16 protein-coding genes are annotated in these 16,402 nt (G+C 71.9%); 11 read left to right on the top strand and 5 right to left on the bottom strand.

What is annotated here, in order from left to right:
* The first annotated feature begins 109 nt into the window (after positions 1–109).
* Entirely contained in the window at positions 110–880 is a 771-nt protein-coding gene (locus ACFPIH_RS51025; protein WP_381179547.1) for an SDR family NAD(P)-dependent oxidoreductase, read from the top strand.
* 96 nt (positions 881–976) lie between these two features.
* Here the strand turns inward: ACFPIH_RS51025 and ACFPIH_RS51020 are convergent, their stop codons facing one another.
* The 4 genes from ACFPIH_RS51020 to ACFPIH_RS51005 form a co-directional block, all read right to left on the bottom strand.
* Positions 977–2,188: an MFS transporter gene (locus ACFPIH_RS51020; protein WP_381179544.1), complete on the bottom strand. Its 1,212-nt coding sequence runs from the start codon at positions 2,186–2,188 to the stop codon at positions 977–979.
* A gap of 5 nt (positions 2,189–2,193) precedes the next feature.
* Complete coding sequence (locus tag ACFPIH_RS51015) at positions 2,194–2,808, bottom strand: sigma-70 family RNA polymerase sigma factor (protein WP_381179541.1); 615 nt, start codon at positions 2,806–2,808, stop codon at positions 2,194–2,196.
* Between the two features lie 135 nt (positions 2,809–2,943).
* Positions 2,944–3,705 (bottom strand): response regulator transcription factor, encoded by a 762-nt coding sequence (locus ACFPIH_RS51010; RefSeq protein ID WP_381179538.1) that lies wholly within the window; start codon positions 3,703–3,705, stop codon positions 2,944–2,946.
* A 130-nt stretch (positions 3,706–3,835) separates the two neighbouring features.
* Entirely contained in the window at positions 3,836–5,137 is a 1,302-nt protein-coding gene (locus ACFPIH_RS51005; RefSeq protein ID WP_381179535.1) for an IS701 family transposase, read from the bottom strand.
* 432 nt (positions 5,138–5,569) lie between these two features.
* Here ACFPIH_RS51005 and ACFPIH_RS51000 point away from each other — a divergent pair, with 432 nt between their 5' ends.
* Positions 5,570–6,205, top strand: a complete 636-nt coding sequence (locus tag ACFPIH_RS51000) for a TetR family transcriptional regulator (protein ID WP_381179532.1) — start codon at positions 5,570–5,572, stop codon at positions 6,203–6,205.
* 157 nt (positions 6,206–6,362) lie between these two features.
* Here ACFPIH_RS51000 and ACFPIH_RS50995 read toward each other — a convergent pair whose 3' ends face one another.
* Positions 6,363–7,121: a maleate cis-trans isomerase family protein gene (locus tag ACFPIH_RS50995; RefSeq protein ID WP_381179529.1), complete on the bottom strand. Its 759-nt coding sequence runs from the start codon at positions 7,119–7,121 to the stop codon at positions 6,363–6,365.
* Positions 7,122–7,384: 263 nt separating this feature from the next.
* Between ACFPIH_RS50995 and ACFPIH_RS50990 the strand changes: the two genes are divergently transcribed.
* From ACFPIH_RS50990 to ACFPIH_RS50950, 9 genes are all read left to right on the top strand, one after another.
* Entirely contained in the window at positions 7,385–8,509 is a 1,125-nt protein-coding gene (locus ACFPIH_RS50990) for an isopropylmalate synthase (RefSeq protein ID WP_381179526.1), read from the top strand.
* A 71-nt stretch (positions 8,510–8,580) separates the two neighbouring features.
* The gene (locus tag ACFPIH_RS50985) at positions 8,581–8,766 is read left to right on the top strand and encodes a lysine biosynthesis protein LysW (RefSeq protein ID WP_381179523.1); all 186 of its coding nucleotides are present in this window, start codon (positions 8,581–8,583) and stop codon (positions 8,764–8,766) included.
* A gap of 31 nt (positions 8,767–8,797) precedes the next feature.
* On the top strand, positions 8,798–9,646 hold the full coding sequence (locus ACFPIH_RS50980) for an ATP-grasp domain-containing protein (protein WP_381179521.1): 849 nt from the start codon (positions 8,798–8,800) through the stop codon (positions 9,644–9,646).
* Positions 9,643–10,707 carry an N-acetyl-gamma-glutamyl-phosphate reductase gene (argC, locus tag ACFPIH_RS50975; protein ID WP_381179518.1) on the top strand — a complete coding sequence of 355 codons (1,065 nt, stop codon included), beginning with the start codon at positions 9,643–9,645 and terminating at the stop codon, positions 10,705–10,707. The genes ACFPIH_RS50980 and argC overlap by 4 nt, the downstream gene beginning before the upstream one ends.
* Positions 10,704–11,507 carry an amino acid kinase family protein gene (locus ACFPIH_RS50970; protein ID WP_381179516.1) on the top strand — a complete coding sequence of 268 codons (804 nt, stop codon included), beginning with the start codon at positions 10,704–10,706 and terminating at the stop codon, positions 11,505–11,507. Before argC ends, ACFPIH_RS50970 begins: the two co-directional genes overlap by 4 nt.
* 34 nt (positions 11,508–11,541) lie before the next feature.
* The gene (locus tag ACFPIH_RS50965; protein WP_381179513.1) at positions 11,542–12,105 is read left to right on the top strand and encodes a type 1 glutamine amidotransferase; all 564 of its coding nucleotides are present in this window, start codon (positions 11,542–11,544) and stop codon (positions 12,103–12,105) included.
* A 36-nt stretch (positions 12,106–12,141) separates the two neighbouring features.
* Positions 12,142–13,284, top strand: a complete 1,143-nt coding sequence (locus ACFPIH_RS50960) for a Glu/Leu/Phe/Val dehydrogenase dimerization domain-containing protein (RefSeq protein WP_381179510.1) — start codon at positions 12,142–12,144, stop codon at positions 13,282–13,284.
* Positions 13,281–14,957 (top strand): AMP-binding protein, encoded by a 1,677-nt coding sequence (locus tag ACFPIH_RS50955; RefSeq protein ID WP_381179507.1) that lies wholly within the window; start codon positions 13,281–13,283, stop codon positions 14,955–14,957. The genes ACFPIH_RS50960 and ACFPIH_RS50955 overlap by 4 nt, the downstream gene beginning before the upstream one ends.
* Positions 14,958–15,093: 136 nt before the next feature.
* Positions 15,094–16,389, top strand: a complete 1,296-nt coding sequence (locus ACFPIH_RS50950; RefSeq protein WP_381179504.1) for a pyridoxal phosphate-dependent aminotransferase — start codon at positions 15,094–15,096, stop codon at positions 16,387–16,389.
* The last annotated feature ends 13 nt before the right edge of the window (positions 16,390–16,402 follow it).

Below are 16,402 nucleotides of genomic sequence, written 5' to 3'. Positions count from 1 at the left end.
AAGGACGGACCAGCCGCTCCGGGTGCACCAGGAAGTCGCACACGGTCCTGTACTTCTCACATCGCCGCGGGGGGCTCGGCGAACTCGCGGTGTGGCCTAAGGACGGGGAATGGACGTACGAGGGATGCTGGACGGAAAAGTCGTGTTCGTGACCGGCGCGTCGAGCGGTATCGGGGCGGATGCCGCCCGGCTGTTCGCGGCCGAGGGTGCCGCGGTGGTGCTGCTGGCCCGCCGCGCCGACATGCTGGAGGTGCTGACCAAGGAGATCGTCGCCGCGGGCGGCCGGGCGACCGCCGTGCCGGGGGACGTCGTGCGCCCCGAGGACGTACGGCGGGGTGTGCGGACCGCGGTCGACACATACGGCCGTCTGGACGGAGCGTTCAACAACGCGGGGTGGGCCACGGCGGGAACGCCGCTGCACGAGACGGCCGACGACGTGTTCGACCAGATCATCGACGTCAATCTGCGCGGGGTCTGGAACTGCCTGAAGTACGAGGTGTCGGCCATGCTCGAGTCGAACGGCGGCGGATCCATCGTGAACACCGCGAGCGTCGCGGGCGTGATGGCCACCGGTACCGTCTCCCCCTACATCGCGGCCAAGCACGCGGTGGTGGGCCTGACCCGGGCGGCGGCGGACGAGTACGGACAGCGGGGTGTACGGGTCAACTCGCTGATCGTGGGCTCCACCCGGACCGAGCTCATGAACGAAGTGCTCGAAGACCAGCCCGAGTTGGCGGAGCCGTTCATCGCCCGGTCCATGCAGCGGCGCATGGCCGCGCCCAGGGAGATCGCCGAGGCGGCCGTCTGGCTGTGCAGCGACCGGTCCTCCTTCGTCACGGGCACGGCGATGGCGGTGGACGGAGGCTGGACGGCACGGTGAGGTCCGTGCCCTGAGCTCACGACAGCGCGGCGGCACGGCACGTCGGACTCCGCGGCCCGGTGTACAGGGCCGCGGAGTCCGAGCCGCGAGCACCGTTCAGTCGTCCGCGTGCCGGGCCGGGAAGCCGTGGGTGCGGGCGACCACGACCGTCGCCAGGACGGGGACCAGCAGGACGAGCAGGCCGCGGGGCAGGGAGGGCGCGCCGAGGGTGTCCAGCAGGACGCCGCCCACGACGCCGCCGCCCGCCATCGCCACGTTCCACAGGGTCACGAGCATCGCCTGCGCGCCGTCCGCCTGGTCGCCGCCCGCGTTGCCCACCGCGGTCTGCAGCAGCGTGGGGACACCGCCCCAGCCCAGGCCCCACAGCACGGCCGCCGCGCAGACGACCGCGAAGTCGCCGGCGTCCACCGCGAACAGTCCGGCGCCCGCGGCGATGAGCAGCACAGACGCCACGGTCAGGCTCCGCAGCCGACGATGGATGTGCGCGCCGACCACCCAGATGCTCACCAGGCAGGCGGCGCCGAACACCAGCAGCACCAGATCCGTGTCGTCTCCCCGGCCGAGGTCACCCAGGAGGGTCGCGATGTAGGCGTACAGGATGGTGTGGGCCAGGACGAGGAGCAGGGTGACCACGAGGACCGGGGCGACTCCGGGGACGGTGAGGGAGCGTGCCATCGGGACCCGGCTCCCTCTCTGGCCGGGGTGGTCGGGGACCGCGGCGGTGATCCAGGCGATCAGGACGACGGTGAGGGCGGTCATCGCCAGAAACGCCGTCCGCCAGCCGAGGGCGGTGCCGAGGAGGGTTCCGGCGGGGACGCCGAGCGAGAGCGCGAGAGGGATGCCCGCCATGGCGATGGCGAGCGCCCTGCCCTGCAGGTGCGGCGGGGCGAGGCGGCGGGCGTAGCCGGCGAGGAGCGCCCAGGCGAGGCCGGCGGCCACGCCGGCGATGAAGCGGGCGGTCATCGTCAGCACGTAGTCGGAGGAGAGCGCGGTGACGGTGTTGGCCGCCGCGAAACCCGCCACGGCGGTGAGGAGCAGACGCTTGCGGTGCCAGGAAGCGGTGGCGGCGGTCAGCGGGATGGCGGTCAGGGCGGTCCCGATCGCGTAGACGGTCACGGTCTGGCCCGTCGCCGACTCGCTGACGTGGAGCCCGGCGCTCATCGAGGGCAGCAGGCCCGCCGGGAGCGTCTCGGTGAGGCTGGTGATGAAGACGGCTGTCGCCAGGGCGAGCAGAGCGGAGAGCGGAAGCCTGCCGGGCGGCTCGGCGAGGGGAGGAGAACCGGAGCCGGCGGGTGTCGTGGTCGTCATGGGCGTCATACCTTCGTCGGTCGGGGCGGGCCGGCTCGTGTGGTCAGGGCGTGGTGGGCTGCCAGAAGGCTGCGCAGACGTCTGCGGCCGCGGTGGAGGCGGGAGTTGACCGTGCCCGCGGGGATGCCGACCAGGTCGGCTATCTCCTCGTAGGGCAGGCCCTCGACGTCGGCGAGGTAGACGACGACGCGGAAGCCGTCCGGGATGGCCATCAGCGCGCGGCTGACCTCCGGGTCCGGGACCAGGTCCATGAACTGCGCCTCGGCCGACGGCAGTCCGCGGGAGGTGTGCGAGGCGACGCTGACCAGCTGCCAGTCGTCGATGTCGGAGGCGGGGGTGCAGCGTGGTTCCGTCTGCTTCTTGCGGTAGGAAGTGAGGTAGGTGTTCATCAGGATCCGGAAGAGCCAGGCCCTGAGGTTGGTGCCGGGATGGAACCGCTGGAAGCCCCGGTAGGCCCGGGCGTACGTCTCCTGCACCAGGTCCTCCGCGTCCGCGGGGTTCCGGGTCAACCGCATGGCCTGGGCATACAGCGGTAGGCGCAGGGCGAGTGCGTCCCGCTCGAAGCGGGCGGAGCGCTGTGCGTCCGTCTCGGCCGCCGGCGCCGTGGTCATGTCCGTCATCAGAGTCCTTGCGATCAGTACGTCCTGCGGGTCCGGGCGTTGGGCGGCGGCGGGGCGCCGCGCGTGTACGGCGCGACCGGAGGGCGCGGGACGGCGCACGGAAGGAGGGGGGAGGGCTGGGGGCGATCACCGAGATTACATAGCTACCGTTCGGTTACTTCTCGCGCGCGGCGGTTCTGGCGCGACCTCGGGAAGTTGCCGAAGTGGGCGCGGCCGGTCCGCCCCGGCATCGTCCGGACGGCCGCGGCCGATGCGGTACCCGACGCCGCGCACCGTGACGATCCAGTCGCTGCCGAGCTTCGCCCGCAGGCTGCTGACGTGGGTGTCCAGGGTGCGACTCGAGGCCACCCGGTCACTCTCCCAGATGTTGGTCATGATCTCCCGGCGGGAGACCACGGTCGCCGGGCAGGACGCGAGCAGGTAGAGGAGGTCGAACTCCTTCGCCGTCACCTCGACGGTGCGGCCGCGCACCTGGACCACGCGGGAACCGCCGTCTATGCGCAGCCCGTCGACCGTCAGGGTGCGCGCACCGGCCGAGCGCGGGCGGGCGCGGCGCATCACCGCCTGGATCCGGGCCATGATCTCGCGGGAGCCGCAGGAGCGGGCCACGCAGTCGTCGGAGCCGGCCTGGAGCGCCAGCACCCGGTCCAGTTCCGTGTCCCGGCCGGTGACGGAGATGATCGGAGTGTCGCTGACGGACCTGATGGTCCGGCAGACTTCCAGGCCGTCGATGTCGGGCAGTTCGAGGTGGAGCAGCACGAGGTCGGCGGCCGGGTGGAGGTTCAGCGCCGCGGTTCCGGTGTCGACGCTGCGCGCGTCGTACCCCTGCAGGCGCAGGTCGTGCACGGTGGACTCGGCTGCTGCGGTGTGTTCGTCGACGACGAGGACGTTGACCATACGACTCACTGACTCCCAGGGACGGGCCGAAAGAGGGACGGGCCCGGACAGGAGAGCCCGGGCGGACGCGCGCGGGTGTGCGGTGCGCCGAGGCGCCGAGTGGCATGGACGGCGGAGCGGTGCGGGGTTCTCAGACCGGCTCGCGGGTTCGTTCGCGCGCTTCCTCGCGGGTTCGTTCGCGCGCTTCCTCGCGGGTTCGTTCGCGCGCTTCCTCGCGGGTTCGCTCGCGCGCGCCGGACAGGAGGCCGTAGGCGTACGCGGCGGAGATCAGGGTCATGTGGTGGTGCCAGCCGGGATAGGAGCGGCCCTCGAAGTCGAGCATTCCGAAGTCCCGTTCCAGGCGGTCCAGCGCGAGGCCGGTGCCGTGGTGGCGGCGCGCCAGATCCAGGAGGTGACCCGTGGGCCGGTCCAGGAGGTTGCTGATCCAGACCCGTGGATACGGACCCTCGGCCGGGTGGACCTCGGTGAACAGGCGGAAGACATGGTGACTGCCCGGGAGCCGTGCCAGCGCCCAGCGGGTCCGGTCGGAGCCGCGGTCGGAGCGGGTCCCGCCGGAGCGGGGGCGGGCGGTGCCGCGCTGGTGGACCGGCAGCGGTGCGCGGCCCCGCCGGTGCAGCAGGGCCAGGGCGGGCACCGCCTCCCGGGAGGGCATCGCGCCCCGCCGGGCGGCCACCGGGAGCCCGAGGTCGCCGTCGGCCGGCAGCACCCGCAGATCCGGAGGCACCGCGATGACGAAGTCATGTCCGCGCCGGTCCAGGACGATCGCGAGCGGACCCGCCTCCAGGCAGTCGCCCAGTTCGGCGACGACCGGCAGGCGCTCCCCCCACGGCGCCACGTCCTCGATCAGCGACACGGCGTGGGACCACAGGGGCACCTTGCGCACCCCCCGCGGGATCCGGGCCCGCTCACGCAGCCGCTCGTCCTCGTCCCACTGGCGGGGCAGCAGCAGGCGCCAGTCCACCGGTATGTCCCCGTCCTCCGAGGACACGAACACACCGAGGCCCACCTGGCAGTTCACGGTACGGCCGAGCGCGGGCACGAAGCGGCGGTGCACCCCGCAGCTGTGCTCCCCGCGCTTGGGCAGGATCGCCGTACCGATGCTCAGCGCCCGCACGGTGGTCCGCCGTTCGGTCCAGCCGAGCAGCTCGCTCCGGACCGGCGCCCAGTCCCAGGGGCTGGCGTTGAGGAACTGGTGCAGCGACTGGGAAGCCGTGGGCGAGGCGCAGACGGCGGCGGCCAGGTGCCGGACGGACTTACGGCCCGGGGCGGTGAGCAGACCCCGCAGATAGAGGCGGGCCCAGCGTCGCTGGTCGGCTCTCGGCAGATGCCCGAAGAGGGTCTCCGCGAAGGCCGTCACGCCCTCGGCTCCCTCGGTCGGCGACCCGGCGGGCCGCACCGGCCTGCGGTCGGAGGTCGCGTAGTGCTCGGTCATGGTGCGTTCCTTCCTGACGACCCCAAAACCATAACGAACGTTCTCTTTGTTATTGTGGTAGTAATCAGCACCTTTGCCAAGTCGGCCGGTGACATGCGGTGTTGAGGAGACGGCGAAACAGCGTGTACCGGTGCGGTGTTGATGTTGTGCAGAAGCTAACCAGTGCGGGAGATCGGGTTACTTGAGCGTCCGAGTCGCCGAAGGACATACGTGCTCACAGACAGTTGTTCGACCAACGGTCGCCGCGAGCAGGGCGCCTGGCGCCACAGGTAGATTGTTCGCTGCCGCAACCACACCGGGCCGACCTGCCGGCATCCCCGCGCGACGGGAAGGAACGCCGGCCGCCGCCGAGTTGGACGGGCGGACGGGGAACGGCAACGGCGACGGCGACGGCGTACCGCCGCTCCGGCGGTGGAGTTCTGGAGACGGACCATGGTGAAGCAGGAGCGGGCCGCGCGCACGCGGGAGACCCTGATGCAGGCGGCAGCCGAGTTCTTCGACCGCGACGGCTACGGCCTGACGACGCTGTCCCGGGTCAGCAAGGCGGCCGGCATCTCCGTGGGCGCGCTGACCTTCCACTTCCCCGCGAAGGACGATCTGGCCGACGCGATCCAGGTACGCGGCGGGACCATCACCCAGGAGGCGCTGGACCGGGTGGACACCGAGCCGGGGCGGCCGCTGCGGACACTGGTCGGGATCACGCTGGAGTTGGCCCGGCTGATGGAGAAAGAGGCGATCGTGCGGGCGGCGGCCCGGCTCACCCGAGAACGCCGCAGCGTGTCGGCCGACTGGCAGGCGGCCTGGCTGCCCACCGTCGATCGGCTGCTCGCCAGCGCGGCCGAGCAGGACCTGCGCGAGGGCATCGACCCGAAGGCGGTACGAGCGCTGGTGGTGCACCTGATCACCGGCGCGGAGGCCCAGATCCGCTGCAACGCGAACGGCGCCCGGGACCGCGGCGAGAGCGCGGAGGCCCAGCTCACCAACATCTGGCGGGTCGTCCTGCGGGGCGTGGCGGACGACGCACGGGCCGGGGAACGGGGCCAGGGGGAAGGGAAGCTGGTGTCCTGACGGGCACAGCGCAAGGGGCACGGCCGTGACGCCCGCCCAAGCGTCACGGCCGTGCCGGGGGTGCCGTCCCAAAAGGAGGGGGTGGATGGGACGGCTGGTCAGTGGAGTCGGAGAACGGCGGTGCCGAGCGTGCGGAGGTGGTCCGTCGCTCCCCCGGTCACGCCGCGCTCGCAGGCGCGCCGCGGGACAGCCGTCGCAGCAACGGGTGCTCGCCTTGAGGGTCCGCCGGTGCGGCACTTGTCGTCCGCAGCGCCCACCAGGCGCTGGCCAGGTTCGACGTCAGCAGCACTCGGCCGGTCTCGTGGGCGAGTTCGTCCAGTGCCGCGAGGGTGTACATGCCGGTGCCGGTGAAGAGCAGCGCGGAGCCGTCGGCGGGGATCCGCTCCCGGACGCGCCGCAGGATGGCCTCGGTCGTCACCTCGTACGGATTGAAGCGGCCCTCGTCGCCGGCCGGGACCACGACCGCGCGTACGACGGTGAGGCCGGCCTCCTCCCAGAAGCGGCGGGAGGTGTCGGTGAGCCATGGCTCGTAGGGCGACACCAGGGTGAGCCGGGTGAGTCCGAGCGCCTCGCACGCGGCGAGGATGGCCTGGGTGGAGGACAGCACCGGGAAACCCGTGCGCCCGCTGAGCTCGGCGCAGAACCTGCGGTCGCCCTCGGGTGAGAGCAGGTAGTGCGAGGCACTGCACGCCACGACCGCCGCGTCGAGCCGCATCCCGCCGAAACGGGCCAGGGTCTCGGGCAGTACCGCGTTGTAGGTCTCCAGCATGTCGCGCAGCGCCATGCCCGGCGTCACCGGGAAACGGGCACCGTAGACGTTCATCCGGTCTCCGACGAGGCGGTGGAACTCGGGCTCGGCGGTGGGGTTCTCCGGAGGGACCACGACACCGAGCCTGGGGGTCTCGGAAATATCCATGACGGATCACCAATCATCGGTCGGTCGAACCGGGTCCGACACTAATTCCCCCCGGCCGCCCGCGCCATCAATTCGCCGATTAATTACCGCAGTTCTCACCTCTCTCCGCTGCGCCTTTCTTTCTCTCACTCCGCTCTGACGATGTCTTACATACCCCTGACATCAAGGCCCTTGACGCAGATCGCCAAGTTTCGGAAAGCTGTTCGGGCACCCCAGTTTTCTGCTTCTCGGTTTTTCCCAAGGAGTGAAAAGGAGTGAATGCGATGCCTATACCACCCCAGATATCCGACGCCACCCTGCGGGATTCCGCGCACATGGCGGGCGTGGAATTCGCCCCCAAGGATGCCGCGGTCATCGCCGGCCTGCTGGTGCGGACCGGCGTGGCCCTGGTCGAGGTCGGCATGATCTCCGGCCCGGCGTCCAAGGACGAGGACCTCATCCTCGCCACCCACGAGGCGATCGGACCCGAGCGCAGCATGTCCCTCGTGGTGGTGAGGGACCGCCGGCAGGTGACCGCGGCGCTGGACGAGGCGCTGCGCCTGGGCGTCACCCATGTGATGTTCTCGATCCCCACCTCCGAGCAGCACGCGGCGCTGAAGCTTGGCTCGCCCAGCGCGAAGTACCTGCACACGGTGGCCCGCGCGGCCATCGAGGCGGCCAAGGAGCGCGGTTTCCACGTCACGTTCAGCGGCGAGGACGGCGCCCGTACCCCCAGCGAACGCCTGGTGCCCTACGTGACCGCCGGGTTCGCGGCGGGGGCCGACCGGTTCCGGCTGGCCGAGACGGTCGCGTACCTCTCCCCCTGGCAGATGGAGGAGAAGATCGCCGAACTCACCGCGATCGACGGGTCCGAGATCGAGATCCACTCGCACAACATGCTGGGCATGGCCGTGGCCAACTCGCTGGCCGCGGTCCGGGCCGGCGCCGCGTGGATCTCCGCCACGGTCGGCGGGATCGGCGAGCGCGGCGGCAACGCGCCCCTCGCGGAGCTGCTCACCTCGCTGCGGGTCGTGCACGACGACACCCGCTTCGACCTCCAGCACCTCACCGAACTGTCCCGGGTGGCACTCGCCGGCGCGGGGCTGGGCGAGGCCTTCCAGTCCGGGCCCACCACACCGCACGCCTTCGCCTACGAGCTGCCCGGACAGCTCAGCCATCCGCAGGCGTACGAGACGCTGCCCGCCGAACTCGTGGGCAACGCACGCGAGTTGCGGGTGCGGTCCAGGCTGACCCCGGCCCTGGTCGGGTGGGCCCTCGCCGACGAGGCCACCGACCTCGACATCGACTCCTTCACCAGCTGGCTGACGGCACGCCAGGAGGAGCACGGCAGCCCGCTGCTCGACCGGGACGCCGTCCGCAAGGCCGCGATCGAGTTCCGGGCGGTCTGAGCACCCCCTCCCGCCGACACACGAGCCGATCCGGGCCGTACGAGCCCGGCCAACCGTTCTGGAGACCACACATGTCCACCACCCTTACGGGTGCCTGCCCCGAGTGCGAGACCGATCTGTCCACCCCGCCGATGGTCAAGGGCGAGACCCTCGCCTGCCCCGAGTGCATGCTCACGCTCCGCGTCGAAGACGTGGCGAGCGGCGGCGTGCTCTCCCTGCAGATGGTCGAGGTCCAGCTCCGCGACTGGGGCCAGTGAGCGCCCGAGGCGCATGGAGGAGTGACCTGTCATGGGCGGCAAAGTAGCCATCGTCGCGGACCGCGTCGGCTGGGAGGAACGCCAGTTGATCGAGACCGCCGGCGCGTTTGATCTGGATGTCGAGTGGGTCAACGACGAGGCCCTGTGCCTCGGGGATCCGGACGCCGGATCCCTCAGCGACTTCGACGCGGTGCTCGTGCGCAGCCGCAGCTACACCCGCGGCGGACTGCTGGCGAGCCTCGCCGAGGCGTCCCGGATTCCCACGCTGAACTCGGCGTCGGCGATCCACGCGTGTGAGAACAAGCTGGCCCTGCGCACCGAGCTGCGCGCCGCGGGTGTCCCGGTTCCCGACTTCCGGCTGGTGCTCTCGCGCCGGGACTTCGTGAAGGCGCTGGAGCAGCTTCCCCTTCCCCTGGTGCTCAAGCCGGTCTTCGGCGGCATGGGCAAGCGGGTGACGCTGCTACGGCACCCCGACACCGCGCAGTCCGTGTACGACTACGTCGAGGACCTGGGGCACGCCTTCGAACAGGCCTGTCTCGTCGAGCCGTACATCGAGGGCGGCTCGATCCGCTGTCTGGTCGTGGGGCGAGAGCCGGTGGCCGTGGCGCGGTTCGTCAGCGGCGGCCTGGACTGGCGCAACAACGCGGCGCTCGGCAACCGCACACGGAAGGTCGAGCAGGAGCCCGAACTGCTGAAGATCGTGGACGGTGTGGTGGACGTGCTGGGCAGCGGCGTCTACGGCGTCGACCTGTTCGAGACGGCGTCCGGTTACGTCGTCAACGAGGTGAACCACGCGCCCGCCTTCCGGGCGGTGGCCTCGGCGACCGGCGTCGACATCCCCTCGGCCGTGGCCCGCCATGTGGTGGAGGTCCTCGGATGATCCGCGTCGGAGTCGTCGGCGCCTCCGGCTTCGCCGGCGGGGAGCTGATCCGGCTGGTCTCCCAGCATCCCGAGCTGGAACTGACCTTTCTGGGCGGCTCGTCCAGCGCCGGAAAACGCCCGGCGCAGCTCCACCCGGGTCTCCGGCTCGACCTCGGGCTGACGGTGGAGCCGGTCGGTGAGCGCGCGGGAGACCTCGCCGACCGCTGTGACGTGGTGTTCCTCGCCACGCCCGCGCCGGTGTCGGCGGAGCTCGCCGGGCGGCTGGCCGACCGGGTGCCGTGCGTGATCGACCTGAGCGGCGCCTTCCGGATCCGCTCCGAAGACCTGCACGACCGTTGGTATCCGAAGGTGCGGCGGCGCCCCGAGCTGGCGGACCGTTTCGTCTACGGGGTGCCGGAGCTGATCGGCGACCAGCTCGTCGACGCTCCGCTGATCTCGCTGCCGGGCTGCTACGCCACCGCCATCACGCTGGGCCTGGCACCTCTGGTCCTGGAGCTCGGCCTGGAGCTGAGGACCGTGGTGGTGGACGGCAAGAGCGGCTCCAGCGGCGGCGGTCTGCGGCTGCGCACGGCCGATCTGCACCCACTGCGCAACGGCGCCATCGCACCGTACGCGCCGCTCGGGCACCGGCACGCCGCCGAGGTCGGCGACTTCTTCCAGCGCGGCAAGCCGGGCCGGATCGGCTCCCTGACCATGTCGGCGTACGGGGTGTCCCATGTACGGGGTCTGCTCGCCAGTTCGTATGTCTTCACGGACGACGCGGTGGACGAGCGCACGCTGCAGCGGACGTACCTCCGCTTCTACCGGGGGCACCGGTTCGTCCGGGTGCGCCGGCACACCGAGACGCTGATCCCGGTGCCGGATCCGCAGGCGGTACTGGGATCCAACTACTGCGACGTCACCGTGCTGCACGATCCCGAGGACGGCCGGATCGTCGTCCTGGCCGCACTGGACAACATGGTCAAGGGTGCGGCCGGGCAGGCCGTGCAGGCACTCAACCGGCGGTTCTCGCTGCCGGAGGAGACGGGGCTGACGATGCAGCCCGTGATGCCGGCGTGAGCGCGGCGAGCGGTCTCGCACCGCTGGTGGTCAAGCTCGGCGGCAGCTGCCTGGAGGACCTGCCGGGGAGCTGGTGGGACGACCTGGCCGGGCACGGCCGCGGCCGTCCGCTGGTGCTGGTGCACGGCTGGTCCAAGCCGCTCAGGCGGCTGGGCGCCCGCTACACGGACCCCTCGGCCGTCCTGCGGGATCGTTACGGCAACCAGAGCCGGTGGACGACACCCGAGGTCATCGAGGACATCAAGACCGTCAGCGCCGACCTCGGCGCGAACGTCGTGGGGCGGCTGGAGTCCCTCGGACTGACGGGCCGGCGGCTGATCGGCTCGGACGGGCTGGTGTTCGCGGGCGAGGGCGAGCGGTGGTGGTGGCGCGGCAAGGAACTGGTCGAGCTGGACAACCTCGTCGGCCCCATCACCCACGTCGACGCCGAGCCGCTGCGCAAGGAGCTGCGGCCCGGACACGCGGTCCTGGTCACCCCGCTGGCCCGCAACGCCGCGGGCCGGGAGGTCAACACCGACGCCGACCGGGCGGCTGCCGCGCTCGCGGCGGCGGCCGGCGCCACCGACCTGGTGCTCGTCACCGACGTCGCCCATCTGCTCGTGGACGGTGAGCCGGTGACCCGGATCACCGCCGAGGCGGCCGCCGCGTTCCGCGACCGGCGGGCGGTCGGCGGCATGCGCAAGAAGCTGCGGGCGGCCGGCGAGGCCCTGGACGGCGGCGTCGACCGGGTCGTCCTCGGCAGCGCACCGGTGACGGATCTGCTGGCCGGGCGCACCGGTACGGCCATCACCCGGACCTGAGCGTCCGACGACGACAACGAGAGGAGTGCTATTCGTGGCCACTTCCCGGGTTCTGGTGGTGAACAACGGGACCCTGTCCCTGAAACAGCTGCGCAGGCGGTTCGAGGAACTCGGTTCCGAGACCGACGCCGTCGACGCCGACTCGGTGCCGGCCCGCACGGACGGGCGCTACCAGGCGATCGTGCTGAGCGGCACCAAGGTCCGCGCCTACGACAGCGACCACTACCGCCGGCTGATCGACCTGGTCATGACGACCGACGTTCCCGTGTTCGGGATCTGCGGCGGCATGCAGATCATCGCCGTGGCGAACGGCGCCGAACTGGCCGGGGGGCCGCAGCGGGTCGGCGGGTTCGACGTCCAGGTCGACACCGGGGAACCGCTGTTCTCCTACGTCAAACCGACCGTCACGGTGTTCCAGCGGCACACGCTCTACCTGCGCGCCGCGCCGGAGGGTTTCCGCTCCATCGGGCGGTCCCCGCACGCCCCGGTCGAGTTCCTGCGCTCGGCGGACGGCCGTATCCACGGGGCGCAGGCCCATCTCGAGTTCCGCCAGGACGGCAAGCACATCCTGCGTGGCTTCGCCGACCTGTACCGCTGACCACTTCTTCACCGGATGGATCGTGAGGTTCACGAAATGAGCGTTCTGGACGACCGGGCGATGCGTGAGGCCGGCCGGGAGCCTGCCTTCACCGTGTCCCTGAACGGTAGCGGCGGCCCCCTGAAAGGCTGGGTCGTGGTCGACTCCCTGGTCGACTCGCTGGCCATGGGCGGCACCCGGATGACCTCCGACGTCAGCGAGGAGGAGGTACGCGCCCTGGCCCGCGGCATGACGGCCAAACTCACGCTGGTCGGACTGCCGATCGGCGGCGCCAAGGCGGGCATCGTCTCCGACGGCACCGGGCGCGAGGAGACCATGCGCACCTTCGGCCGTACCGTCGCGCCGCTGCTGCACGGCGGTATCCACCTCGGCTGCGACCTGGGCGTGACCCCGGCCGACCGGGCCGTGTTCTTCGCCGAGGCGGACTACGACCCGCGACGCAAGAACCGCGCGGTCGACATGCCGTACGACTGGCGTACCTACTACGAGCCGCTGGTGGACTGCACCGGCCACGGCGTCGGGGTCGCCGCCGTCGCCGCGCTGGAGCGGCTGCGGGGCGGGGGCGGCCCGCGCCGGGTCGTGATCCAGGGCTTCGGCAGTGTCGGGCGGGCCGTGGCGCGCTTCATGGAGCGCCGTGGGCACCATGTCGTCGCGGTCGCCGACATCCAGGGCACGATCAGCGCGGACCGGCTGCCGGTGGACGACCTGCTGGCGCTGACGGACGGCTTCGGGCGCATCGACCGCTCCCGGCTGCCGCAGCACGTCGTCGACTCGGACGAGCCGGAGGCCTGGCTGGACGTGGACGCCGACGTGCTGGTGCTGGCGGCGAACCACAACGCGGTCAACTCCGACAACGTGCACCGGCTCAGGGCGCGGCTCGTGGTGGAGGGCGGCAACATCACCGTCAGCCCGGAGGCGAAGCTGAAGATGGCCGTGGCGGGCGCGACGCTGGTGCCCGACGTGGTCGCCAACGTGGGCGGGGCCGCGGCGGCGGGGCTGGCGCTGGCCCGGGTCGTGCCGTTCGAGCTGGCGGACGAGCCGCGCAGGCAGTGGGTGTTCGACTGGGTGGGCGAGCGGGTGCGGCGCAACACCCTGGACCTGCTGGAGATCGCCGCCGCGGACCCGCAGAACGACCCGCTGCCGGCCCTGGTCTCGGCGCGCCGGAAGGAGTACCGATGACGGCTCCGGCGCTGGAGACGGTGGCGATCACCGAACCGCTGCCGCACGACCGGCCGGCCCGGGAGGCGCTGTACCGGCAGCGCGGCTGGTGGCGGGACGAGACCTTCCTCGACGACCTGCGCCGGCAGAGCCGGTTGCGTCCGCACAAGCTGGCGGTGGCCGGGCGGCGGATCGCGCAGGCCCGCACCGACACCCTGGACTACGGGGAACTGCGCAGGATCACCGACCGGTTCGCGGCGGCACTGGTGGAACTGGGCGTGCGGCGCGGTGACTTCGTGGCGGTGCAGCTGCCCAACCGGTGGGAGATGGTGCCGCTGATCTACGCGTGCATCCGGGTCGGGGCGGTGGTCTGCCCGATCTCGCCGGTCTGTCCGGAGGAGGAACTGCGCCACCGGCTGGCACTCACCGAGGCGCGGGTGTGCGTGACGGTGCCGGAGTGGGACGGCACCCCGCTGGCCGAGGTCGTCACCGGGCTGAAGGCGGAACTGCCCACGCTGGAACACGTCGTGGTGGTGGACGGGCACGCCCCCGAGGGCGCCCTGGAGTTCCACGACCACTTCGTCGCCACCCGCTGGGAGGACGTGCACGGCGACGACGCTCTCTCCGGCCGCGAACTCAGGCCCGACGAACCGTTCGTGGTGCTGTTCACCTCGGGCACCACGGGAGAGTCCAAGGGCGTCCTGCACAGCCAGAACACGGTTCACTCGGCGATCCGCGGCTACGCCGACACGTTTCTGCTCGACCACGGTCTGGTCGCGGTGGTGACCACCCCGCTGGTGCACTACTCCGGGTTCGCCCAGGGCATCCTCGCCAGCGTGATGCTGGGCGGCACCATCGTCTTCCAGGACGTGCGCAGGAACGACGCGCTGCTGGATCTGGTGGAACGTTACGGCGGCACGCTGGTCTACGGGCCGCCGCCGACGCTGACCGACATCGCCGAGTCGCAGCGGCGCGACCCCCGGGACGTGTCCACGCTGCGGCACGTGGTGACCGGTTCGGCGCCGGTGCTCCAGCCGCTGGTGGACGAGCTCCGTGCGACGCTCGGCGCGCGCACGTACTCGCTGTGGGGGATGTCGGAGAACGGTCCGGTGACCATCACCCGGCTCGACTACAACCAGGACTGGGCGGCGTACAGCAACGGGCGGCCGATCGACGCCATGGAGATCCGGATCGACAAGTGCCTCAATCCGACGGAGCGCGCTCCCGTGGGGCGGCTGCGGGTGCGGGGGGCGTCGCAGGCCCTGACGTACTACAAGCGCGACGGCGTGTTCCAGGAGCAGTTGGTCGACGACGGCTGGTTCGACACGGGTGACGTGGCGCGGGACGACGGCAGGGGCGGCATCCGGGTGCTGTGCCGTGCCAAGGACGCCGTGATGCGGGACGGCATGGTCGTCCCGATGGCCGAGGTGGAGTCGATCATGTGCCGGCATCCGCAGGTGTCGGAGGCGGCGCTGGTCGGGCCGGCCGGCCGGGTCGAGGACCCGATTCTCGCGATGATCGTGCCCAGTGGTCCCGAGCGGCCGTCCCTGGCGGAGCTACGCGACCATCTGCGCGCCGCCGGCCTGGACGAGCGGTTCCTGCCCGACCGTCTGGAGTCCCTGCCCTCGCTGCCCAAGACGCTGACCGGCAAGGTCCGCAAGGCGGAACTGCGGCAGCGGTTCGGCGGAGTGTGAGCGGTGCCCGGGGCGCCGGGTGCGGGCGGGGCGGACGCCTCGCCCGCCCCGCGCCCTCCGGCTCCGCGCCCTCCGGCTCCGCGCCCTCCGGCTCCGCGCACTCCCTTCTTCGTGAACTGCCCTCAGGGAGCCAGTCATGCCCATGTCCATATCCCCTCCGGTGACGATGTCGGCCACTCTCGCCGCCGACGAGGCGATCGCGCGCCGCCGGCAGGCCGGGGAGCAGGTGATCCCGATGACGAGCGGCGAGATCGGACTGCCCGTGCTGCCGGTGCTCCGGGAGAAACTGGCGGCCGCCGCGCACCTCAACTCCTACGGCCCCGTGGCCGGCAGCACCCGGCTGCGCACCGCCGTCGCCGGGTACTGGCGGCGCCGCGGGCTCGAGACCTGGCCGGACCAGGTGGTGTGCGGACCGGGCAGCAAGCCGCTGCTCTTCGGCCTGCTGCTGGCCGTCGGCGGCGATGTCGTCGTCCCCGTACCGAGCTGGGTCAGCTACGCGGCGCAGGCGAGACTCGTCGGCGCCCGCCCGATCCCCGTTCCCGTCCTGCCCGGCCAGGGCGGGGTCCCGGACCCGGTCCGGCTGCGCCGGGCGGTCACCGCCGCCCGGGCCGCCGACCGGGACCCGCGCGCCGTCGTGGTCACCCTGCCGGACAACCCGACCGGCGACGTGGCGCAGCCGGACACCGTACGGCGGCTCTGCGCGGTGGCGCGTGACCTGGACCTCGTCATCGTCTCGGACGAGATCTACCGCGACCTGGTCCTCGCCCCGGCGACCCGGGCGGAGTCCCCCGCCCTGCACGCCCCCGAACGCACCGTCGTCACCACCGGCCTGACCAAGAACCTGGCCCTGGGCGGCTGGCGACTCGGAGTCGCCAGGCTCCCGGACAGCGAGCTGGGCCGGAGTCTGGGTGAACGTCTCACCGGCGTCGCCAGCCAGATCTGGTCCAGCGCCTCGGCGCCGGCCCAGGAGGCGGCTGCCTACGCCTTCGACGAGCCGCCCGAGGTGACCGAGTACATCGCGGCCTGCCGCCGGCTGCACGGCGAGGTGGCCCGTGCGGTGGCCGACCTGTTCGCGGCGGCGGGAGCCCTGGTGGCTCCCGTGCGCGCGACCTGTTACCTGTACCCGGACTTCGAGCCGCACCGGACTCTGCTGGAACGGGCGTACGGGGTGCGCACCGGGGCCGCGCTCGCCGAGCTGCTCGTGGCCCGGCACGGCGTCGGGCTGCTGCCCGCGAGCGCCTTCGGCGAGCCGGCCGGCTCCCTGCGGGTGCGCGCCGCCACCAGCCGCCTCTACGGCGACACCGACGAGGAGCGCCATGCCGCGCTCACGGCCGACGACCCCTGCCGGCTGCCCTGGGTCCGGGAGTCCCTGGACCGCGTCGCCGAGGCACTGACCGACCTCACATCCGAGACAGCACCACACGACCGCTAGGAGGCACGTCACC

The sequence above is a fragment of the Streptomyces vulcanius genome (assembly GCF_042653945.1).
Classification (GTDB): Bacteria; Actinomycetota; Actinomycetes; order Streptomycetales; family Streptomycetaceae; genus Streptomyces; species Streptomyces mangrovi.
Note: the sequence above shows the minus strand (reverse complement) of the source record. Positions and strands in the feature narration are given on the sequence as shown.